Source organism: Kocuria sediminis, assembly GCF_009735315.1.
Classification (GTDB): domain Bacteria; phylum Actinomycetota; class Actinomycetes; order Actinomycetales; family Micrococcaceae; genus Kocuria; species Kocuria turfanensis.
Genome location: NZ_WOGU01000005.1, coordinates 103,298 through 124,606, shown reverse-complemented (window position 1 = coordinate 124,606; position 21,309 = coordinate 103,298). Strand labels below are relative to the sequence as shown.

Genomic DNA, 21,309 nt, shown 5'->3' with positions numbered 1-21,309 from the left:
CGGATGGTCCGGGCGCCTCCGCGCGGGGGGCCGACGAGCCCGGGCCGGATCACTTCCCGAGTGTACTCGCGGCACCCTGCCGGGTCAGGTGCCAGCACCCGTCCGCCCCCGTGAAGGTGGACATGGCACCGGTGGCGACGTCACCGACCAGGGTGCCCGCGTACTGGGCCGGACCGTCGTCGAACCTCAGCAGCAGCGTGCCGTCCTGCTGGTGCCACCTGCCCGCGAGATCACCGCTGAAGGAGCCGTCCTCGCGGAACGCCAAGCACGCGCGCGCCCAGGAGCCCGTGCAGCCCCAGCTGTAGTGCAGCACCCAGACGTCCGCGACCGGTTCCGCGGCGGGCGCGATCTGCGCCGCGATGCCGACCTGCTGCCAGGCGTCCTCCACCACCGCCCGCTCGGCGGGCCCGTGCAGCGCGGCGGCGTGCTTGATCGTGAGCCGCGCGAAGTCCTGGAAGCGGGCGACCCGGCGCAGGCGCCGCAGCTCGAGGTCCCGCATCGCGGCGTACCAGATCCCGCCGGCCTTCTCCCAGGTGTGTCCGCCCAGCCCGGTCGCCACCAGGTAGAAGGCCCGGTTGGGGATGCCGGAGTTGATGTGCACGCCGCCGTTGTCGCTGAGCGTCTCCACGAAGCGGGACATGTGGTCCGGCTGGGGGTCCTTGCCGAGCACGGCGTCGTCGAACGCCGTTCCGGGCGCCTTCATCGAGCGCAGGCCGACGCCGTTGACGGCGCTCGTGAACAGCCCCGCCCCGATGACCCAGTCGGCCTCCGCGGCGGTCTGTCGGGGCACCGCGACGTACTGCTTGATCATGGCCCCGATGACGTCGGAGAAGTGCTCGTTGAGCGCCCCGGCCTGGTGCATGTACAGGAGGTCGGACTCGTGCGTGGTGACCCCGTGGCCCAGCTCGTGGCCGATGACGTCCACGGCCGCCGTGAAGCGGTTGAAGTACTGGCCGTCCCCGTCGCCGAAGATCATCTGCCGCCCGTCCCAGGCCGCGTTGTTGTACCGCTCCCGGTAGTGGACCGTGGCGAGCAGCGGCATGCCGGCGTCGTCGAGCGAGCGGCGCCCGAAGACCTCCCGCAGCAGGTCGACCGTGGCGCCCAGCCCCTCGTACGCCTCGTCCACGGCGAGGTCGCCGGTGGGCGGCTCCCCCTCGGAGCGCACCGGGGTGCCCGGCAGCTCGCCGGTGTTGCGGGCCGTGTGGATCGTGCGCCGCTTGTGGGCCGCCCGCGCTACGACACCGCCCGCGGTCAGGTCGGTGATCAGCCGCTCGGCCCGGACGGTCGTGTCCACGGACAGGGCGGCCAGGGCGTTCCTGCGGGTCTGCTCGTCGCCGTGCTCGGCCATGTGCTCGTGCACGAACGGCGGAATGACACCGCAGAAGGTTCCGTGTGGGTGGTGCATGGCGCTCTCCTCCCGACGCTCGCGCATCAGATCCGGTTTCCCGCGGCGTCCAGCTCGCCGGGTGCGGCCGCGCCGGGCTCGGCCCTGCGGCCGGCGACGTCGGCGGGCTGGCCGGCTCCGTGGTCCGCCTGCCCCGCGGAGCCGGCCGCGCCCTGCTCGATGAGGTACCAGCAGCCGTTGAGCGAGCCGTCGAAGGTGGACATGGCGCCCGTGCCCACGTGGCCGGTGATCGTTCCGCCGTACTGGGCCGGTCCGTCGGCGAAGCGGAGCAGCAGGGTCCCGTCCAGCTGCCGCCAGGAACCGGAGAAGCCGCCGCCCGAGAAGGTGCCGTCGGCCCGGAAGTCGAAGCTCGCCCGTCCGTAGTTCCCGGTGCAGCCCCAGCTGTAGTGGAGCACCCAGGTACCGGAGATCGTCACCGTCCCACCCCTTTCCTCCTGCGGCACAGGGGTGACGGAGCGGCTGCCGGTCACAGGACCTCACCACCCGTGGCACCACTGCTTCGCCGTGGCGGCCCCCGGGCGTCCGTCCGGGGGCCGGTCACCGGTTCGTCGGCGGGGCCGGGAACCGCTGTGTCCTGATCGTGCCACCCGGGTCGGACGGCCCAACAGCCGCCGCGCGGGTCAGCAGCCGGTGCCCGGCACCGCACCGGCGAACTCAGAGGATGCTCTTGGGCACCCGGTGGATGGTCACGCTGCCGATCGCCTGGAAGGGGTGCAGCGGGTCCGGGTCCTGCGATCCCGTGGGTCCGCCCAGTTGGGAGTGCACGGTGGCGCTCATGAGCACGTACGCGTCCTCCTTGCTGTGTCCGTGCTGCTGCGTGAGGAAGCAGAACGCGTCCTCGTAGCCGCGTTTGATGCTCTCCTGGACCGTGTCCCCGATGCCGACGAAGATCCACTCGGTCGCCGTCTCGATCCGCGGCGCGCGCAGCGGCAAGTCCTTCACCACGTCGACGCTGACCTTCGCCACCCCCTCGGTCTCGATGGCCACGAAGGTCGACTCCCCCTGGGCCATCACGGCGTGGAGGTCCCCGATGAACAGGTACGCCCCCTCCACCCGCACGGGCAGGTAGACGGTCGATCCCGGCCCGACGTCCGTGATGTCGATGTTCCCGCCCTCCGCGTAGGACGGCATGACGGTGTCGTTGCCCCCGGTCGCGGGAGCGGTGCCGATGCACCCGATCATGGGGGCCAGCGGAACCACGTGCGTGTCCGTCAGGTGGGCGCCGGCCTCGTCGATGGGGATCCTCCGGGTGAAGATCTCCTCGCCCATCACATCCGTCAGCGCCCCGGACCCCGGGATGGACACCGACCAGCCGTACTCCTTGAACTCGATGCCGTGCACCGTGACGGCGAGCGCGTCACCGGGCCGCGCCCCCTCGACGTGGACCGGGCCCGTGACGGGATTGAACGGAGTGGTGACCTTGTCGAGGTCCTTGAACCGGTCCATCTCCTCGTACTCGGCGTCATTGGTCTCGAACCCGATCACCTCGCCCGTGCCCGGACGGACGCGCAGCACCGGTTCGTACTCGGCGGAGAAGGAGGTCCGGCCGTGGGCCTTGCTGAGGAAGTGGTCCATGTGGGTGTGCCTTTCTGCTGGGGGTCGTCGTCGTGGGCGTCACTGGCTGGACACGGTGATGTCCTCGCGCTCCTCGGCCAGCTCGGTGCTGCGCCCGGTCCTGCGGTAGTAGGCGAAGACGAGGGCGCCCACCCCGACCCACACGAGTCCCGCGACCTTGGCCTGGGTCTCCGCGTTGAGCAGGACGTAGCCGATGATGGCGAACCCGATCACCGGGAAGGCCAGGTGGGCGAGGTAGTTCCGGGACTTCCGTCGGCCGATCCAGAAGACGACCACGGACAGGTGGAGCAGCAGGAACCCGGTGAGCGCACCGAAGTTCACCATGGAGGAGATCAGACTGATCTGGCCGACGAAGAACAGCACGAGCACGGCAGAGAGACCGCCGACGAAGAGGATCGCGTAGCTGGGGACCTTGCGGCTGTTGATGTGCCGCAGGAACTTCGGCAGCTGACCGTCGCGGCTCATGGAGTACAGCAGACGGCTCGTGGCGGCCTGGGCGGCCATGGCGTTGGCGATGCCCACGGCGAGCACGTTGCAGACGAAGAACGCGTTCATCACGGGGGTGGAGGCGATGGTCCCGATGATGTCGAAGAAGGCGTTGCCGACCCGGTCCTCGGGGATGGGCTGGTACGGCCCGGCCAGCAGGCTGGCCAGCCAGGTCTGGGTGATGAACAGGGTCGCCACGATGACCAGGGCGAGGACCATGGCCCGCCCGGCGGAGCCGCGTCCACCGGTGGACTCCTCCGCCATGGTGGAGATCCCGTCGAAGCCGAGGAAACTGAGCACGGCGATCGACAGGGCCGTGGCCAGCAGCGGTGCGCTGACGGTCGCGGGGTCCCACAGCGGCGTGATGCTGAACGAGGAGCCAGGAGTCGCCCCGTCGCTCAGGGCACGGATGCCGATCACGAAGAAGGCCACGATGAAGGCGAGCTCCATGACGAGGAAGACCCGGTTCATCCATTTCAGTGAGCTGACTCCCGACATGTTGATCACCACGTTGACGGCCACGAAGAGCAGCGCCCACATCCAGCGCTCGCTGCCGGGGAAGATGCCGATCATGGACTCCGCCGCGAAGACGTACAGCAGCGTGGGCACCAGGAGGTAGTCCAGGAGCATGAGCCAGCCGGCGAAGAAGCCCAGGTTGGGGTGGATGCCCTTGCCGACGTACGAGAAGACGGATCCGGCGAGCGGGATGGCCTTGGCCATCTGGGCGTAGGACAGCGCCGTGAAGATCATGGCGACCAGTCCGACGAGGTAGACCAGCGGCACCATGCCCTGCGCCTCGTTGTAGACGGTGCCGAAGATCGCCCAGGGAGCGATCGGAACCATGAAGATCAGGCCGTAGACGAGCAGGTCGAAGGTGGTGACGGAGCGGCTGAGCTCCTGCTTGTAGCCGAGGCGCTCGAGCTGCTGCTGCGAGGAGAGCGCGGTGGAGATGACGGGTTCGGACACGGCAGGCTCCTAGGACAGGGAAGGAGGAAGAAACAGGAAGAGGTCGTGCGGGGAACCGCCGGGCAACGGGCGGACCGGACGGAGGATCACTCCGGGGGCGCGTCGTGCTCCTTCAGGAACTGGGCGATCAGCGCCCGGAACTCCTGTGGTTGCTCGAGGTGCGTGCAGTGGCTCGCCCCGGCGAACACGTGCGAACGGACGTGCGGGATGTGCTCGACGAACGGCGCCCACGTCTCGGGGGCGGCCTCGTCGAACTCCCCGGCGACCACGAGAGTGGGCACGTCGACGGAGGCCAGGCGGTCGACGATCGACCAGTCCCGCAGGGTCCCGATGACATGGAACTCGTTGGGGCCGTTCATGGTGTGGTAGACGGTCGGGTCCTGCTCCACGAGGCGTTCCGAGTCCAGATAGTCCTGGGGCGTCGTCGTCATCCGGTGCACGTGGCGGCGGTCGTACTCCTGGGTGGCCGCGACATAGTCAGGGTGGTCGTAGGCGCCGGCCGCCTCGTGGGACTCCAGAGCCGCGCGGACGTCGTCGGGCAGGTCGGCGCGCAGGCGCTCGGCCGCCTGCGCCCACAGCTCCATGGAGGCGGGGGAGTTGCAGATGGCGAGAGCAGCCAGCCCCTCCGGGCGCCGCACGGCGATCTCGGCCCCGAGCATCCCGCCCCAGGACTGCCCGAGCACGTGGTAGGTCTCCAGGCCCAGCCGATCGATCACCGTGAAGAACTCGTCCACGAACAGCTGGGGAGTCCAGAAGTCCGGGGAAGCCTCCGGACGGTGGGAGGAGCGGCCGCACCCGAACTGGTCGTACAGAACGACCGTGCGGCCGGTCTCGTCCGAGAGCGCGGAGAGACTGCGGAGATAGTCGTGGCAGAAGCCCGGCCCTCCGTGCAGGACGACCAGCGGGAGGGCCTCCGGTCGTGGAGCGTCCGGGGTCGTAACCTGGACCCAGGTGGACCCGTCGCGGAACGGAACGTCCAGTGCGGTGGCAACAGACACGGCGCCCCTCCTTTCGTTGCGGTCATCGTAGCCACCGAAAGGTCTGGAAAACAGACCTTTTTGTTAAATCCGTGTTCCGTCGAGCACCGAGACGCGAAAGAGGTGGCATGACCGGATCCAGCCCGGGCGCCCCCGGCCCTCTGGACAGGCCCCTCGCCCCGCACGGCAAGGCGGATGCGGTCCGCGAGCGCCTGATCACCGCCATCGCGGTCGGCCAGTACCTTCCCGGCACCAAGCTCCCGCCCGAGCGTGATCTGGCGCAGACCCTCGGAGTCAGCCGGGCCACCCTCCGCGAGGCCATGGGCCAGCTCGAGGAGACCGGAGTGCTCGTCAAGCGCCTCGGCAGGACCGGAGGCTCGTTCGTGGCTGAGGCCGAGGACTCCCGCGAGCAGTTCCGCGACGTCGCGGTCCGTGTCCTGGCCACGTCCTGGCAGGACCTGGTGCACGCCTCCGACGCGATGTGCCGCCTGCAGGACACGATCGTGCGCGCCGCTGCCGAGAACCGCACCGAGGAGCACGTGCACCTGTTGCGCGAGCGGCTCGAGGAGTTCCGCGCTGCGCCGTCCGGGCGCGCCAAGCAGGCCGCCGACGCCGCCCTCCACCTCGCGATCGCAGAGGCCGGCGGCAACCCGGTGCTGGCCGACATCCTCTTCCGGGCCGAGCAGCAGCTGGCTCTCTCGGCGCCGGTCCACCTGTGGGGAGACCCCCAGGACCAGGCCGACATGGAGCAGCGCGCCCTGCAGGACCACGAACAGCTGGTGGCACTGATCGCCTCCCGTGACGCCGACGCCGCCGGGCACCTGGCGCGGCGGCACGCGGGGATCGACCTCGACCTGCTCGAGCGCTTCCGCGCGCGAGCACAGCAACAGGCGGCCCAGCGGCCGCGGTGATCCGGCCGTGGGACGGCGGCCCGTCCCGGACCGGGAATCAGCAGCCGGTGCCCTGCGGGTTCTGCAGGCAGTCGTCCGCGTAGTTGCGCACCGTGGAGCGCCAGACGCTGATCGGCACGGGAGCGCTCGCGACGTCGTTCAGCCCGGCCACGGGCAGCCACGGACCGCCCGCCACGGAGTACTCGCCGTAGAACCAGGTGGTCAGCGTGACGGCGTAGTCCCCGGTCTCGGTGTAGACGTGGCTCGTGTCGGTCTGGACGTCCCACGCCCCCTTCTCGAGCGGGACGCCGCTCAGCTCGGTGGGCCCCAGCGCACTGCCGTCCCCGTAGTCCCAGGCGTACTGCACCGGGACGGCCCGCACCTGCACGGGGAAGCCGCCCAGTTCGGTGGCGAACTGCTGGGCCTGGGCCTCCGCGTAGGCGTTGGTGTGCATGCCCTTCAACGTGTCCGGAGCCGGCTGAACCGCGCTGGCCGCGGGTGCGACGGCGAGCGTCCTGAAGTCCTGCAGGGTGAAGGTCGGCAGCTCCACGATCTCCTCGTCGCCCTCCGCCTCGGCGGCCGCCACGCACATGGGCTCTCCCCACGGCGTGCTGGGTCCTTCCCCCTGGCGCACGACGACGTTCATGTAGACGCCTTCGCCACCCCCGTCAGTGGTGCAGACCCGCTCGGCGAGGCAGTCGTCGAGGACTGCGCCCCTCCGGTTGGTGCACGGGTTCTGCAGGCCGAACGTCTGCGACTTCGACTGCGCGATCGTGTCCGGGTTGAACGGCCGGTCGATCCCCTGGTCGCTCAGGTACTGGCGGAGCGCTTTCTGGAAGGCGGGATCCTCGTCGGGGTCGTAGGCGACCGCCCGGGAGCTTTCACCCTCACTTACAACGTTCGTCGATGAGTTATTCGGCTGATTTTCTCGTCGCACATCAACCGATATTTTCACCTCATCACCGTCCGCATAGGAGTCGAAAGTATAGGCCTCGTTCTTTTGAAGATCGTTCTTATTAAACAAAGACTCACCGATAGCGTGGCCTTCAGTCCGCTCTGGTGGACCAACCGTGTGCGGCAGTAGCGTTATGGACAGAGCGAGCACCAGCGCCGAGTACTCGGAAATCATCCTTTCCCACCCGCAATCGGCGCAAGCGTTATGTAAATCCAGCCCTGTTCCGCGAAATCCATGTATAGGACTGACTTATCCCCTGGCTCGCCAGGGGCGTTAAGCTGGACGCCAGCGTCACTGACAAGCTGGCCAGGTTCTCGAACATAAACAACTACAGGTTTATATACTCCATCGCCTGCTTCGAACAATTCCGCCTGTTCGATCGTGAGCGACTCGCGAGCACCGATGGCCCAACTTCCATCATCATAAACGCTATCCAGCTCATCCAATTCAGCCAGACATGCCTCACAGGCACTACTAGTGATGTCCCGCGCATACGAGGTGTCTCCGGTCTGGTACGCGTACCACATCGCGTCGGACCAGTAGTCGAGGAACGCCTGCGCCCCCTCCCGGGACTCCTCCCGCGCGAGCGCGGGCATGACCGGCTTGGGCACGTTCTGTGCCGGCCCATCCAGCGAGGCGGGCACGTACTCGGCGGACGTGTCGGCGGAGCCGGACGTGGGCGACGGTGACGGCGAACCGTCGACCGACTCGTCCGCCGCGACACCGGCTGATGCCGGACTGGAGGGCGACGCCGCGGCGCCGTCGTCGTCGGAGCCGCAGCCGGTGAGGACGAGGAGCGCCAGGAGGGCCCTGCCGGCCGCTGCTGGGAGTGGACAGGACCGCACCATGAGTTCCCCGCTTCGCTCTGCCGCGGCCGCACGCCCCGGTCGGATGGGTCAGATGCTAGACCTCGCGCACTGTGCTCGAGCAACCCCTGTGGAGGCAATGAAGGAGCATTTTCATGGGGCCTGGTCAGGCGCGATATGGTCACGACTTCGTTAACGTCAGACTGACCAGAAGGGTGTTATAGTCACTGCAACCCAAAGGTCCGGACGTGCAGGGAGGTGACGATGATCGCGCAGAACGTGGCCCTGGCCGTGTCGACCGTCATCTTCGCCGCCCGGGACACCGGCCCCGACGGCCGCAAGGAGCTCTGGCTGCCTCTGGTCCGCCGCATCCGTGATCCCTTCCGGGGCATGTGGGCCCTGCCCGGCGGACCGCTCCGGGAGCACGAGGACCTCGAGGCCTCCGCCGCCCGCTCCCTGCAGCTCACCACCGGCCTGCAGCCGGGCTACCTCGAGCAGCTCTACGCCTTCGGCGGGCTCACCCGCTCGGCCAACGCCGAGGAACGTGTGGTCTCGATCGTCTACTGGGCCTCGATCCGCGCCGACCAGACCGCCGACCTGCACGCCGACCTCAACGTCACGTGGATGCGCGTGGCGGACCTGCCGCCGCTGGCCTTCGACCACAGCGACATCGTGGACTACGCGGTCTACCGGCTGCGCAACAAGATCACCTACAGCCGTGTGGCCCACTCGTTCCTCGGCGAGACCTTCACCCTCGCCGAGCTCCGGGGGGTGCACGAGGCCATCCTCGGCACCGCCCTGGACCCCGCCAACTTCCGGCGCCAGGTGCTGGCCTCCGGTGCCGTCCTCGACACCGGCACCCGCCTGGAGGGCACCCGGCACCGCCCGCCCCGGCTCTACCGCTACGACTCCGACCTCGACCTCGCCGACCGCACCCCGGCCGGCCGCAGCACCCAGGAGCAGACATGACCTCCGTCGCCACCCGCATCAACCTGCTGACCGAGAAGCCCGCGAACCTGCCCGGCGCCACACCGGCCCCGAGCACGTGCAGCACAGCTCTCGGGACGAGCCCGTGGGACTTCGCGCCCACGGTCTCGGCCGGCTACGGCCCCGGTGCCTCCCAGGACGACGCCGTGCCCGCGAGCTCGCCCGCCCAGCCGGTCATCCCCGACGAGTACCAGCAGGCCTCCGCCGAGGAGCTCGACCGCCGCATCGCCGCCGCCAAGGCCACCTTGGGCGACCGCGTGGTGGTGCTGGGCCACTTCTACCAGCGCGACGAGGTCGTCAAGCACGCCGACTTCCTCGGCGACTCCTTTCAGCTGGCCCGCGCCGCGCGCAGCCGCCCCGAGGCGGAGGCCATCGTCTTCTGCGGCGTGCACTTCATGGCCGAGACCGCCGACATCCTCTCCGGTGACCACCAGTCCGTGATCCTGCCCAACCTCGCCGCCGGCTGCTCCATGGCGGACATGGCCGACGAGGACTCCGTCGAGGAGGCGTGGGAGCAGCTCATGGACGTGCTCGGGGAGACCGACGACGACGGCCGGCAGACCGTGATCCCGGTGACCTACATGAACTCGTCCGCGGCGCTCAAGGCGTTCTGCGGCCGCCACGGCGGCATCGTCTGCACCTCCTCCAACGCCGCCACCGTGCTGGAGTGGGCGTTCGAGCGCGGCCGGCGCGTGCTCTTCTTCCCGGACCAGCACCTGGGCCGCAACACGGCCAAGGCCATGGGGATCCCGCTGGAGCAGATGCCGATGTGGAACCCCCGCCACGACCTGGGCGGCAGCACCGCGGAACAGCTGGCCGACGCCAAGGTCATCCTGTGGCACGGCTTCTGCTCCGTGCACCGCCGCTTCACCGTCGCCCAGATCGAGCAGGCCCGCGCCGAACACCCGGGCGTGCGCGTGATCGTGCACCCGGAGTGCCCCATGCCCGTGGTCGACGCCGCGGACGAGTCCGGCTCCACCGACCACATCCGCAAGGCGGTCGAGGCCGCCGAGCCCGGCAGCACCTTCGCGATCGGCACCGAGATCAACCTGGTGAACCGGCTCGCCGACGAGCACCCGGAGCACACCATCTTCTGCCTGGACCCGGTGATCTGCCCGTGCTCCACGATGTACCGGATCCACCCCGGCTATCTCGCCTGGGTGCTCGAGGAGCTCGTGGCCGGCCGGGTGATCAACCGGATCGCGGTGGACGCCACGACCGCCCGGGACGCCGAGGTGGCGCTCGAGCGCATGCTGGCGGCGCTTCCGCGGTGAGCACGATCCCGTTCCCCCGCGTGCTCGTGGTGGGCAGCGGCATCGCCGGGCTCACCACCGCTCTTGCGGCCGCCGGCCGGGGGCTGGACGTGGTGCTGCTGAGCAAGGACCGCCTGGACGAGACCAACACCGTCCGCGCCCAGGGCGGGATCGCCGCCATGACGGCCGGCCTCCCGGGCGGGCAGGCCCGGGACTCCGTGGCCCTGCACGTCCAGGACACCCTCGGGGCCGGGGCCGGCACGTGCGACGACGACGCCGTGCGCGTGCTCGTGCAGGACTCGGCCGCCGCCATCACCGCCCTGGTGCAGCACGGCGTCGCGTTCGACCGCGCGGGCGGCACCGACTCCCCGTGGGTGGAGGGTCTCGAGGGCGCCCACTCCGTGCCCCGCATCCTGCACGCCGGCGGGGACGCGACCGGCCGGGAGATCCAGCGCGCCCTCGTGGCGGCGGCACTGGACGCCGAGACCTCCGGGCGGCTGGACGTCCTCCGGCACACGATGCTCGTGGACCTGGTCGCGGACCACCACGGGAGCGTGCACGGAGCGCTCGTCCTCGACGGCGACCGGCCGCGCGAACTGCGGGCGGACGCCGTGGTGCTGGCCACCGGCGGGGCGGGACAGCTCTATCCTCACACCACGAACCCCGCGGTGGCCACGGGCGACGGCATCGCCGCGGCCCTGCGCGCGGGAGCCGTCGTGGCGGACCTCGAGTTCGTGCAGTTCCACCCCACCGCCCTCGCCGTTCCCGGCTGCTTCCTGGTCTCCGAGGCCGTGCGCGGCGAGGGTGCGGTGCTGCGCGACGCCACCGGACGGCGCTTCCTGCAGGACGCGCACCCGCTCGCCGAGCTCGCCCCGCGGGACGTCGTGGCCCGGGAGATCGTCCGCCGGTCGCTGGCCCAGGGAGGCCGGCCCGTGCTGCTCGACTGCACCGGCATGACCGCCCCGGCCGGCGGCGGGCACGCGGGGCCGGACACCGCCGAGCACCTGGCGCGCCGCTTCCCCACGATCGACGCCGCCGTGCGGGCGCACGGCGTGGACTGGTCCCGGGAGCCGGTGCCCGTCACCCCGGCGGCGCACTACCTGATGGGCGGGATCGCGACCGACGACCGCGGCCGCACGAGCGTCCCGGGTCTGTACGCCGTGGGCGAGTGCGCGGCCACGGGCGTGCACGGCGCCAACCGGCTGGCCTCCAACTCGCTGCTGGAGGGCGCCGTGTTCGGAACCCGCACCGCCGAGGCCCTGGCCGAGGACCTCCGTACCGACGGCACCCGCCGGCCGCACTCGACCCGGTCCCGCTCCGCAGCGACCGGGGAGCTCCGGGCCGACGGCACCGACCGGACGCACCCCGCTCCGCCCCGCTCCGCCCGGCGGCACCCCGCCCGGCTCGCGCCCGGCGGCGTGCTGGCCCTGCCGGACCCCGCCGAGGCGGACGTCCCGTTCGACCGGCAGGCCTTCCAGGCCGCGATGTGGGCCGGCGCCGGCGTCCTGCGGGACGGTCCCGGTCTCGAGGCGCTGGCCCACCGGCTGGCCGCGCTCTGGCCGCCCGCCGCGCTCTCCCGACGAGCGGTCGAGGACCGGAACCTGCTCAGCGTGGGACGGGCCGTGGCCGCCGCCGCCCTGCACCGCACCGAGTCCCGGGGCGCCCACTTCCGGGAGGACTGCCCGGTCCCCGACCCCGCCCGCGCCGGCCGCGCCTTCTGGCGTCGGGTGCCGTCCGCACCCCGCACCTGGCACCCGACCATCACAGAGACATATACGCACAACGACATGTACGGGAGGATCTCCGCATGCTGACCCGAACCGCCATCACCGAGGTCGTGGAGCGAGGCCTCGCCGAGGACGCGCCCTGGGGCGACATCACGTCCGAGCTGCTCATTCCCGCCACCGCCCTCGCACGGGCCGAGCTCGTCGCGCGCGAGGACGGCGTCTTCTCCGGCGGCCAGGTCTTCGCCGCCGCGTTCGCCGCCGTGGACCCCGCCGTGGCCGTGGAGCTGATCCCCGCCGACGGGGACTCCTTCGCCGCCGGGGACACGCTGGCCGTGGTGGCCGGGCCCGCCCGCGCGGTGCTGACCGGCGAGCGCGTGGCCCTGAACCTCACCCAGCGGATGTGCGGGATCGCCACGCTGACGGCCCGCTACGTCGCCGCCGTCGAGCAGGCCGTCGCCCGCGTGGAGCAGGCGGCGAACCTGCCCCCCGGCACGATCACCCGGACCCGGGTGACGGACACCCGCAAGACCACCCCGGGGCTCCGGGCGCTGGAGAAGCACGCCGTGCGCAGCGGCGGCGGGCACAACCACCGGCACTCGCTCTCAGACGCCGTGATGGCCAAGGACAACCACCTGGCGCTGCTCACCGCCGACGGGACCGACCTGACCGGCGCGCTGCGGCAGCTGCGCCGTCGGCTGCCGCACACGGTGCACCTCGAGGTGGAGGTGGACCGGCTGGACCAGATCGAGGCCGTGCTGGCCGGAGGCGCGGACACGGTGCTGCTGGACAACTTCTCGGTGGACGACCTCGTGAGCGGCGTGGCGATCATCGACGGCCGCGCGACGGTGGAGGCCTCCGGCGGGGTGGGCCTGGAGACCGTCGGGGAGATCGCCGCGACCGGGGTCGACGTCATCTCGGTGGGCGCGCTCACCCACTCGGCCCGCAACCTCGACCTGGGCCTCGACGTCGTCCTGGACGTCCGGGAGGACTGACGGTGCTGTACCTCGACGCGGCCGCCACCACTCCCGTGCGGCGGGAGGTCCTGGAGGCCATGTGGCCCTATCTCACCCAGGAGTTCGGCAACGCCTCCAGCCACCACGAGGTGGGCCGCCGGGCGCTGGCCGGACTGGACGCGGCCCGGCAGACCGTGGCCGAGGTGCTCAACTGCCGGCCCGCGGAGGTGGTCTTCACCTCCGGGGGGACCGAGGCGGACAACCTGGCGGTGAAGGGCATCGCGCTGGCCCGCCGGGACCGGGACGCGTCGACGAGCCACGTGGTGACGAGCGCGGTGGAGCACCACGCCGTGCTCGACTCCGCGCGCGACCTGGCCCGCTGGGACGGCTTCGAGGTGACCGAACTGGGCGTCTCGCCCGAGGGTCTGGTCGACCCCGCCGACCTGGCAGGGGCTGTTCGTCCGGGCACGGCGGTGGTATCCGTGATGCATGCGAACAACGAGACGGGTGCGGTCCAGGCGGTCACCGAGCTGGCTGCGGTGGCTCGGGCGCGGGAGGTCCCGTTCCATACGGATGCGGTCCAGGCGGCCGGGTCGCTGGAGCTGGACGTACAAGCGCTCGACGTGGCGGCGCTGAGCTTCGCCGGGCACAAGATCGGGGCGCCCAAGGGCGTCGGAGCGCTCTACGTGCGCCGGGGCACGCCCCTGCGCCCCCTGATGAGCGGCGGCGGGCACGAGCGCGGCCGCCGCTCGGGCACCTCCAACGTGGCGGGCGCCGTCGGTCTCGCCACGGCCCTGCGGCTGTCCGCCGAGGAGCGGCCGGGGAAGGCGGCGCACCTGGCCGCATTGCGGGACCGGCTGATCACCGGGGTCCTGGCCGAGGTGCCCACGGCACTCCTCACCGGCCCCGACCCGCGGGTGCACCCCGAGTCCCGGCTGCCCGGGCACGCGTCCTTCTGCTTCCCGGGGGTCAACGGCGAGACGGTCCTGGTGGATCTGGAGTCGCGGGGACTGCTCGTCTCCTCGGGGTCGGCCTGCTCGGCCGGGGACACCGAGCCCTCGCACGTGCTCACGGCGATGGGCTGCCCGCCGGAGGTCGCCACCACCGCGGTGCGCTTCACCCTCTCCGCCGACATCACGCCGGAGCAGGTGGACGGGATCGTCGCGGCCACGCGGGACGTCGTGCGGCGGCTGGGCGCCCCGCACGGCTGAGCCCGCGGCTCAGCCCACGGGCACGGGGTGCTGCGCCCCGTCGTGGCGCACCATGAGCACCGGGTCGCCGGTCGTCTCCACGGTCTGCATGCTGCCCTCGACCAGTGACCACGGACCCGCGGGACAGGAGCCGGGAGCCGGTCCCTCGGGCACGGCACTCGAGGCGCCGCGGCCGTCGAAGCCCTGCAGCCGGAAGCCGGCGACCGTCCCCCACCACATGGTCCGGGGCCGGCTCGTGATCGCCCGGGACTCGGTGACGACCAGGTCCGTCCGCTGCGGGAGGACCTCCGCCGTCCCGGCGTGGACGCACGACCAGGAGATGCCGGTGACCGACTCGGACTCGGCCACGAACTCCAGCGACGCGGCTTCAGCCCGCAGGGTCGCGTCGTCCCAGCCCAGCGCGGCCCGGACGTCGTTGCCGGTCACGAACCCCGTGCCGTCCTCGTGCAGCTCCGAGACCGCCCACGGCGGCGCCGCCGGCCCGAAGGCCACCCCTGCCAGGGCCGCCAGTACCGCGATGACCTTCTGCATGTGCCGCCCCGTCTCCCCGTCCCCCGGCGCGGCTCCCCCGGCGCCTTCCCGAACGCTAATGGAGGGCCGGGGACGGATCCAGTTCCGTGATCGATCTGTGACCCCGCCATGACATGGGACGACATGCCCACGGTGCGGCCGCGCCCGGGGAACGGTGGACGACCGCGAGGGGATGCGTCCGGCGGGAGAGGCGGGGCCCGGCCGGGGGTTGCGGGCCCGGACCTGTGCCGCACGGACAGCATAGGACCCCCGGACCGTGCGGTCCAGGGGTCCTGTGCGCGGTGGGCGGGGCGCTCCGCGCCGACCGTGCGGGGTGGGGATCAGACGATCGACGCGCCCCCGGCGCGCGCCTTCTCGAAGCGCTGCTGGACGTCGGCCCAGTTCACGATGTTCCACCACGCCTTGACGTAGTCCGCCTTGACGTTCTGGTAGTCGAGGTAGAAGGCGTGCTCCCACATGTCCAGCTGCAGCAGCGGGATCGTGGCGACGGGCACGCCGTTCTGCTGGTCGTACATCTGCTCGATGACGAGGTTGCCGCCGATGGGCTCGTAGGCCAGGATCGCCCAGCCGGAGCCCTGGATCGTGGTCGCCGCGGAGGTGAAGTGGGCGCGGAAGGCGTCGAAGGACCCGAAGTGGTCGTCGATCGCCGCGGCCAGCTCACCGGTCGGCTTGTCGCCGCCCTCCGGGGAGAGGTTGTTCCAGAAGATCGAGTGGTTCACGTGGCCGCCCAGGTTGAACTGGAGGTCCTTGGACAGCTTGGCCGCACCGGCGCCGTCGCCGTTGGCGCGGGCCTCCGCCATCTTCTCGAGGGCCGTGTTCGCGCCGGCCACGTAGGTGGCGTGGTGCTTGTCGTGGTGCAGCTCCATGATCTTCGCGGAGATGTGGGGCTCGAGCGCCGCGTAGTCGTAGGGGAGATCGGGAAGGGTGTACTTCTCGGCCATAGGAGAATCCTTTCGATAGCTGTCGTGTGGTTCCACCCTCGTCCCGCGCGCGAGCAGGGGTCAAGGAGGTTCCGCCACCAGCGTACGGTGCACACGGGCCCGCCGCGCGGGGCCTCAGAAGAAGTCGGGTGGCGTCTCGAGCGGGCAACGGGGCGGGTGCGCCGTGAGCTGGGACGGCACGGTGAACTCGAACTGCCCCGTCTCCAGCAGCCGTTTGAGGTCGCCGAGCTCAGCACCCAGGTTGCGGCGCACGATCCGCTCGGCCCACGTGGCGAGGCCGGCCCTCGCCGCGGTGAGGCGGCCGTCGACGGTGGTCCGCACCTCGGTGCCGCCGTCCGCCGCCGTCCACGTGGTGACCGCCAGGAGGTCCACGATCCCCCGGGTGGTCCGGAGCGCCAGCTTCCGCCCCGGTTCGTGCGCGGAGACGATCGTGACATAGGGAAATCGGAGCGGGCCGACGCGGCCGAAGAACTCCACGGAGGTCCCGGTCTGCAGCACCGGTGTGCTGATGGTGGGCACTCCCGCCACGCCCCGGTGCCACAGCGGGAAGCAGCCGCTGTCGAGCAGGAAGCGCTCCACCACGCCGGGGTCGACGCCGATCACCGCCTTGGCGTCGACGCAGAACGATGCCGGGACGAGTGCCATTCCAACCTCCATGCCGGTCCCAGGGCCCGGGACGCCGCCGCACGGCCCCGGAGGCATGGGCGGGATCCTCCATCCATGCACAGACATTTACTTTAGCGACCTTGCGTCCGGTCCGGCCAGCCCTGCGTGCACACCCGGTGGAGAAGCTTGTCCACAGGTGTGGACGAGCGTGTGCAAACGTCGAACACCCGTACGCCCGTTTCTGCCACGAAGGCAGAAATGCACGTCAAAGCAGGGAAGACGGGTCCTGCCCATGCGTAATTCCACCGGTGGAAGTTATCCACGCTGTGGACAACGCCTGTGGAGAAGATGTTGAGAAGCCCGCACCCGGAAGGTCATCGAAGGTCGTGGAGCGTCGTTCGGTCCATCCGGACCGGGACGCACAGGACCGGGACGCACAGGACCGGGACAGGACGTATCGGCCCGGGACGTCCGGGCCGGGAACCGGGGACACCGGAACGCACGGCCCCCGGCGTCAGGGCCTCCGGGAGGAGCGCCGGGAGCAGATGGTCAGCGCCTGGGGCCCACGGACGGGCTCCCGGCAGTCGGCCCGGCCCGCAGCCGGGAGCGTCGGCGGACGAGCACGGAGAGCAGTCCACAGGCCAGATAGCAGACGAGCACCAGGGCCCAGCCCACGGCGAAGGATCCGGTGAGCTGCAGCAGGAGGCCCATGACCAGCGGTCCGGAGCAGAACCCGGCGTAGAGCCCCATGGTGACCACGCCGGTGGAGGCGCCCACCCGTTCGGCCGGCACGGCGCGCATCGCCCCGGACATCACGATCACACTGACCGCGAGAGCCGCCCCGCCGTGCAGCACCGCGGCCGGCCACACCGCCCACGCCAGCCCGGGATGCAGCGGTGCCAGCACCAGCAGGCCCGCGCTCACGGCCGCCCCCAGGGCCATGCCGGCGAGCAGGACGAATCCGTCGGCGCCCGGCCGGTCCATCACCCGCGCCCACAGCACGCGCGAGGCGATGCCCACCAGCGCGGCGACCGAGACCGTGGCCCCGGCCACGACGACGTCGAGGCCCAGTTCCCGGTGGGCGTAGAGCGGCAGGTAGACGTTGGCCGCCTGCGCCCCCAGGCCGGTCAGCGCCGCCGCGGCCGCGTACGCGCGCACGACGCCGGGCATCGGCGGGCGGCCGCCCGTCCGTCCCGGCCGGTCCGGAGAGGACGGCCCCGGACGAGATCCCGGCCCCGCGCCGGAATCCGGGGCCGCACGGGGCGCCCGAGCTGCGCCGGGCCGTGGAACCGTGCCGGATGCCGAGGTCGTCGGGGCCACCGCAGCCGCACCGGGCGCCGGGTCCCGACGGGCCGCCAGGGCCGTACGGGATCCCGCGTCCGCACCGGGCTCCGGTCCCCTGCCGAACCGCGCGGCCGGTCGGTCACCGGCGTGGTTCTCCGGGACGGTGAGCCACCCGTGCACGAGCAGGAGCAGGACTCCTCCGGCGGCCACGGCCACGGCGGTGCGCCAGCCCAGGAGCAGCCCGAGCGCGGGAAAGGTCAGTCCGGCCACCAGCTGGGCGGCCTGCACCCCGGCCTGCTTGATGCCGAGCCAGCTCGCGCGCCGGTGGGCGGGCACGTGCAGGCGGATGAGCCGGTTGGTGGCCGGATTGGCCATGACCTGGCCGAGGCCCGAGAGCACCATGGCCAGCAGCAGCACGGTGTAGTCCGGCGCGACGGCCGCGAGCAGCATGGCCAGGACGGCCCCGCCGAACATCACGGCCAGCAGGGTGCGCGCGCCCAGCCGGTCCGCCCACCGGCCGGTGCGCACGGCGGTGACGGCGGCGACGAAGAAGGTCACGGTGGCGAGCAGCCCGAACTGCGACTCCGTGAGCCGGAGATCCTGGATCACCAGGGGGCTCATCGCGGAGAGGCTGTGCGTCAGCAACGGGCCCACCGCCATCGTGGCCGTGAGCACGATCATGAGGTTCGCCCCCGGGGCCTGCTCCCGCTCCCCCGGCGGGTTCACCGGGCAGGCCCCCTGCGCGGCCGGTCGGCGGCGTGCAGCCCGGCGACGCACGCGACGATGCCGGCCAGGAAGAGGGCCTTGAGCCAGGACATCTGCTCCTGCCCGGTGCCGGCCGCCCACGCGACCGTGAGCACGGCGCCGATCCCGGTCCACACCGCGTAGGCGGTGCCCATCGGCACGACCCGGGCGGCGCGGGCCAGGGTGACCATGCTCAGCACCAGCGCCGCCGCGAAGAGCACGGTGGGGCCGAGGCGGGTGAGTCCCTCCGCGGCGCCCAGGGCCGTGGCCCAGACGGCCTCCAGGACGCCGCTCACCAGCAGCAGCGCCCACGCCCGGGAACGCCGCGCCGCCGCGTCCGGCGAGGCCGCGGGGGAACGCGGGGGCGGGGCGGGCGACGACGACGTGCGGCGGGTCACCGGAGGCTCAGGCGACAAGCCGCAGTCCGATCACGCAGCCGATGATCCCGAGCACGAGCAGGATCTTGAGGGCGGTCGCGGCCTCCCGGCCGGTCAGCATGGACCAGGCCACGGTGAGGGCTCCGCCGATGCCCACCCACACCGCGTAGGCCGTGCCGGTGGGCAGGCTCGTCATGGCGTGGGCGAGGCCGAACAGGCTCAGGGCCGCCGTCACCGCGAACACCGCGACCGGCACCGGGCGGCGGAGGCCGTCCGAGGCGGCGAGCGCGGACGCCCACACCGCCTCCAGGAGCCCCGAGAGGACCAGCACGACCCAGGCTCCCACGGGGTTAGCTCTTCGGGACCACACGGATCCAGAGGAACCCGTGAGCGTCGATCAGGAGGCCGTGGCGCAGGTCGAGCTCGGTGTTCCCGTGCAGCTCCACGGCCTGGTGCAGGAATCCCGAGAGGGTCTCCCCCGTGACGAACTGGGACCAGTCGGAGAAGTTGGCCAGGCACAGGATCATCGTGTTGCTGCCCGGGCGCTGGTAGCCCAGCACGTGCGGGTTGCGCGTGTCGAAGGGGATGAGGGCGTTGCCGTCGAACTCCGGGGCGCTGCGGCGCAGCTCGATCATCCGGCGGATGCCGCCGAAGATCCGGCCCTGCACGGAGAAGAGCTCATGGCGCCGCTCGTAGTCCCGGACGGGCCGCGGCGGCCGGTGCACCCATCGGGCGTCACCGGCGTGGGCCGGGTCCTCGGCCCAGGCGGGGTCGTTGAGCTGGCCGACCTCGTCCCCGAGGTACAGCAGCGGGACGCCGCCGGTGCTCATGGCCACGGAGTGCGCGAGCAGGACCCGGTCCACCGCGGCACCGGGATCCTCCGCGAGACCGAGCAGCGACGCGGTGGTCCCGCACACGCGGCAGTCGCCGGTGCGCGGATTCTCCTGGAACGGCACCCCGTCGGCGAAGCTGCCGGGGTGCCGGCCGGTGTAGAAGGCGTTGAGGAACCGGCGGTGGTCGTGGCCGTCGACACCGAGCCGGGCCGCGTCCTCGTCGGAGAACGTCCAGCCGATGTCGTCGTGGCCCCGCACGTAGTCCACCCACGCGGTGCCGGGCGGCAGGGCGTGGCGCTCCTCGAGGGCCTGGGCCAGCAGCTTGGGCTCGCGGGTGGCCATCGCCTCCCAGGTCAGGGCCATCTGCAGGGGGTTGTAGGAGAGCTGGCACTGGCCGGGCTCGACGTAGCGGATCACCTCGTCCGGGTGGACGATCGCCTCGGACTTGAACAGCACCGACGGCGCGGCGATGCGGCACAGCGCGTTGTAGGCCCGCAGCAGCACGTGGGCTTGCGGCAGGGACTCGCACGCGGTGCCCAGCTGCTTCCAGATGAACGCCACCGCGTCCATCCGCAGCACCTCCACGCCCTGGGCGGCGAGGAAGAGCAGCTCCGCGGCCATGGCGCGGAAGACCGCGGGGTTGGTGTAGTTGAGGTCCCACTGGAAGGAGTAGAACGTGCTCCACACCCACCGGGGGTCCTCCTCGGTGGCGCGGATGCGGGTGAAGGAGCCGGGGTGGTCGTCCGGGAAGATCTCGCGGGTGGTGCGCTCGAACTGCTCCGGGACGGTGCGGTCCGGGAAGATCCAGTAGTAGTCCTCGTACTCCGTCTCCCCCGCCGAGGCCCGGCGGGCCCACTCGTGCTCGTTGGAGGTGTGGTTGAAGACGAAGTCGAGCACCAGGCTGATGCCGTGGCGGCGCAGTTCCCGGCTCAGCTCGGCGAGCTCCTCCATGGTCCCGAGGCGGGGATCCACGCGGCGGTACGACGACACGGCGTAGCCGCCGTCCGAGTTGCCCTCCGGGGCCTCGAACAGGGGCATGAGGTGCAGGTAGGTCAGGCCCAGCTCCTGGAAGTACGGGATCTGCTCCCGGATGCCCCGCAGGTTCCCCGCGTACCGGTCGACGTAGCAGACGCCGCCGAGCATCTGCCGCGAGCCGAACCATGCCGGGTCCTGCTCCCGGCGTGCGTCCAGGGCCTTGAGGTCGTCGGGGCGCTCGGCCCAGGAGCGGGCCAGCTGCAGGCCGAGCTCGGTGAGCTGCTCGATGAAGTCCTCGCGGTGGCCGTAGACCTCGGCGAAGAGCAGCGTCAACCGGGGGAAGTGCTCGTCGAACCGTCGGTCGAAGTCCTTCCAGCCGGTCTCCGGCAGCTCGGCCGGACGGCGCTCGCGCACCTGCTGGCGCACGCACTCGGTGATCACACGGGCCTGGTTCTCCTGCGAGAGACCCGGGATCCCGGGCGGACTGGTGTTCGGCACACTGCTCCTTCGGTCGTCCACTCCTGGGCGGGGCGGTCTCCGAACTCGAGATCCTCCTTGACGACGAGCCCTCGGATGGTCACGGGCGCGTCCCGCGCGCGTCGGCAGGGGGCGGCCCGCACCTCAGCATACTGATGCGCTCCCGGGTTTTCAGCGGTTGACCGGCACACCCCTCCACATCCCTGTGCACAGAGTTGTCCACAGGTGTGGACGGCCTCTGGGGAAACCGGGGAAAACCGGTCGCTGCCGCCGTGTCCGCCCCGGCAGGGCACGGGTCCGGCGATGTCGGGGCGGGGGACGCGCGTGTGGAGAACCCTGTGCAGGGCCGG

The 21,309-nt window shown here is 71.6% G+C and carries 20 protein-coding genes; 6 read left to right on the top strand and 14 right to left on the bottom strand.

Annotated elements, in window-relative coordinates; translation table 11 throughout:
- Positions 1 to 49: 49 nt before the first annotated feature.
- The 5 genes from GMA12_RS07585 to GMA12_RS07565 all read right to left on the bottom strand — a co-directional run bounded on the left by GMA12_RS07585 (position 50) and on the right by GMA12_RS07565 (position 5,430).
- Positions 50 to 1,405 (bottom strand): M4 family metallopeptidase, encoded by a 1,356-nt coding sequence (locus tag GMA12_RS07585; RefSeq protein WP_156268710.1) that lies wholly within the window; start codon positions 1,403 to 1,405, stop codon positions 50 to 52.
- Between the two features lie 26 nt (positions 1,406 to 1,431).
- A complete protein-coding gene (locus GMA12_RS07580; protein ID WP_156268708.1) occupies positions 1,432 to 1,821 on the bottom strand; it encodes a hypothetical protein in 390 nt (129 codons plus the stop codon).
- Positions 1,822 to 2,059: 238 nt separating this feature from the next.
- Positions 2,060 to 2,980: an acetamidase/formamidase family protein gene (locus tag GMA12_RS07575; RefSeq protein ID WP_156268706.1), complete on the bottom strand. Its 921-nt coding sequence runs from the start codon at positions 2,978 to 2,980 to the stop codon at positions 2,060 to 2,062.
- Positions 2,981 to 3,019: 39 nt separating this feature from the next.
- On the bottom strand, positions 3,020 to 4,432 hold the full coding sequence (locus GMA12_RS07570; RefSeq protein WP_162459617.1) for an APC family permease: 1,413 nt from the start codon (positions 4,430 to 4,432) through the stop codon (positions 3,020 to 3,022).
- A gap of 86 nt (positions 4,433 to 4,518) precedes the next feature.
- Complete coding sequence (locus GMA12_RS07565) at positions 4,519 to 5,430, bottom strand: proline iminopeptidase-family hydrolase (RefSeq protein WP_162459616.1); 912 nt, start codon at positions 5,428 to 5,430, stop codon at positions 4,519 to 4,521.
- A 107-nt stretch (positions 5,431 to 5,537) separates the two neighbouring features.
- Between GMA12_RS07565 and GMA12_RS07560 the strand changes: the two genes are divergently transcribed.
- Positions 5,538 to 6,320, top strand: a complete 783-nt coding sequence (locus GMA12_RS07560) for a FadR/GntR family transcriptional regulator (RefSeq protein ID WP_156268704.1) — start codon at positions 5,538 to 5,540, stop codon at positions 6,318 to 6,320.
- Between the two features lie 37 nt (positions 6,321 to 6,357).
- Here the strand turns inward: GMA12_RS07560 and GMA12_RS18835 are convergent, their stop codons facing one another.
- Together GMA12_RS18835 and GMA12_RS19270 are read right to left on the bottom strand one after the other, a co-directional pair.
- Positions 6,358 to 7,323, bottom strand: a complete 966-nt coding sequence (locus GMA12_RS18835; protein WP_156268702.1) for a PKD domain-containing protein — start codon at positions 7,321 to 7,323, stop codon at positions 6,358 to 6,360.
- A gap of 101 nt (positions 7,324 to 7,424) precedes the next feature.
- The gene (locus tag GMA12_RS19270) at positions 7,425 to 7,898 is read right to left on the bottom strand and encodes a DUF6318 family protein (protein ID WP_156268700.1); all 474 of its coding nucleotides are present in this window, start codon (positions 7,896 to 7,898) and stop codon (positions 7,425 to 7,427) included.
- A gap of 426 nt (positions 7,899 to 8,324) precedes the next feature.
- On the opposite strand from GMA12_RS19270, the gene GMA12_RS07545 reads away from it, so the two are divergent.
- Genes GMA12_RS07545 through GMA12_RS07525 form a run of 5 tightly spaced genes read left to right on the top strand, consistent with a single transcriptional unit; the run spans position 8,325 to position 14,191 of the window.
- Positions 8,325 to 9,029, top strand: a complete 705-nt coding sequence (locus GMA12_RS07545; RefSeq protein ID WP_156268698.1) for an NUDIX hydrolase — start codon at positions 8,325 to 8,327, stop codon at positions 9,027 to 9,029.
- Positions 9,026 to 10,321, top strand: a complete 1,296-nt coding sequence (nadA, locus tag GMA12_RS07540) for a quinolinate synthase NadA (protein WP_156268696.1) — start codon at positions 9,026 to 9,028, stop codon at positions 10,319 to 10,321. The genes GMA12_RS07545 and nadA overlap by 4 nt, the downstream gene beginning before the upstream one ends.
- Entirely contained in the window at positions 10,318 to 12,114 is a 1,797-nt protein-coding gene (locus GMA12_RS07535) for an L-aspartate oxidase (protein ID WP_162459615.1), read from the top strand. The genes nadA and GMA12_RS07535 overlap by 4 nt, the downstream gene beginning before the upstream one ends.
- A complete protein-coding gene (gene nadC, locus GMA12_RS07530) occupies positions 12,108 to 13,019 on the top strand; it encodes a carboxylating nicotinate-nucleotide diphosphorylase (RefSeq protein ID WP_156268694.1) in 912 nt (303 codons plus the stop codon). The genes GMA12_RS07535 and nadC overlap by 7 nt, the downstream gene beginning before the upstream one ends.
- A 2-nt stretch (positions 13,020 to 13,021) precedes the next feature.
- Positions 13,022 to 14,191 (top strand): cysteine desulfurase family protein, encoded by a 1,170-nt coding sequence (locus GMA12_RS07525; RefSeq protein WP_162459614.1) that lies wholly within the window; start codon positions 13,022 to 13,024, stop codon positions 14,189 to 14,191.
- A gap of 9 nt (positions 14,192 to 14,200) precedes the next feature.
- Here GMA12_RS07525 and GMA12_RS07520 read toward each other — a convergent pair whose 3' ends face one another.
- From GMA12_RS07520 to GMA12_RS07490, 7 genes are all read right to left on the bottom strand, one after another.
- The gene (locus tag GMA12_RS07520) at positions 14,201 to 14,722 is read right to left on the bottom strand and encodes a hypothetical protein (protein ID WP_156268692.1); all 522 of its coding nucleotides are present in this window, start codon (positions 14,720 to 14,722) and stop codon (positions 14,201 to 14,203) included.
- Positions 14,723 to 15,042: 320 nt separating this feature from the next.
- Positions 15,043 to 15,663 (bottom strand): superoxide dismutase, encoded by a 621-nt coding sequence (locus tag GMA12_RS07515; protein WP_156268686.1) that lies wholly within the window; start codon positions 15,661 to 15,663, stop codon positions 15,043 to 15,045.
- Between the two features lie 114 nt (positions 15,664 to 15,777).
- Positions 15,778 to 16,308 (bottom strand): SRPBCC family protein, encoded by a 531-nt coding sequence (locus tag GMA12_RS07510; RefSeq protein ID WP_162459613.1) that lies wholly within the window; start codon positions 16,306 to 16,308, stop codon positions 15,778 to 15,780.
- A 510-nt stretch (positions 16,309 to 16,818) separates the two neighbouring features.
- Complete coding sequence (locus GMA12_RS07505) at positions 16,819 to 18,279, bottom strand: MFS transporter (protein WP_156268682.1); 1,461 nt, start codon at positions 18,277 to 18,279, stop codon at positions 16,819 to 16,821.
- Positions 18,276 to 18,695, bottom strand: a complete 420-nt coding sequence (locus tag GMA12_RS07500) for a DMT family transporter (protein ID WP_162459612.1) — start codon at positions 18,693 to 18,695, stop codon at positions 18,276 to 18,278. Before GMA12_RS07500 ends, GMA12_RS07505 begins: the two co-directional genes overlap by 4 nt.
- Positions 18,696 to 18,702: 7 nt before the next feature.
- On the bottom strand, positions 18,703 to 19,020 hold the full coding sequence (locus GMA12_RS07495) for a DMT family transporter (protein ID WP_162459611.1): 318 nt from the start codon (positions 19,018 to 19,020) through the stop codon (positions 18,703 to 18,705).
- A 4-nt stretch (positions 19,021 to 19,024) separates the two neighbouring features.
- Positions 19,025 to 20,923, bottom strand: coding sequence for an amylosucrase (locus tag GMA12_RS07490; protein ID WP_162459632.1), 1,899 nt, complete (start codon positions 20,921 to 20,923; stop codon positions 19,025 to 19,027).
- Positions 20,924 to 21,309: the final 386 nt, after the last annotated feature.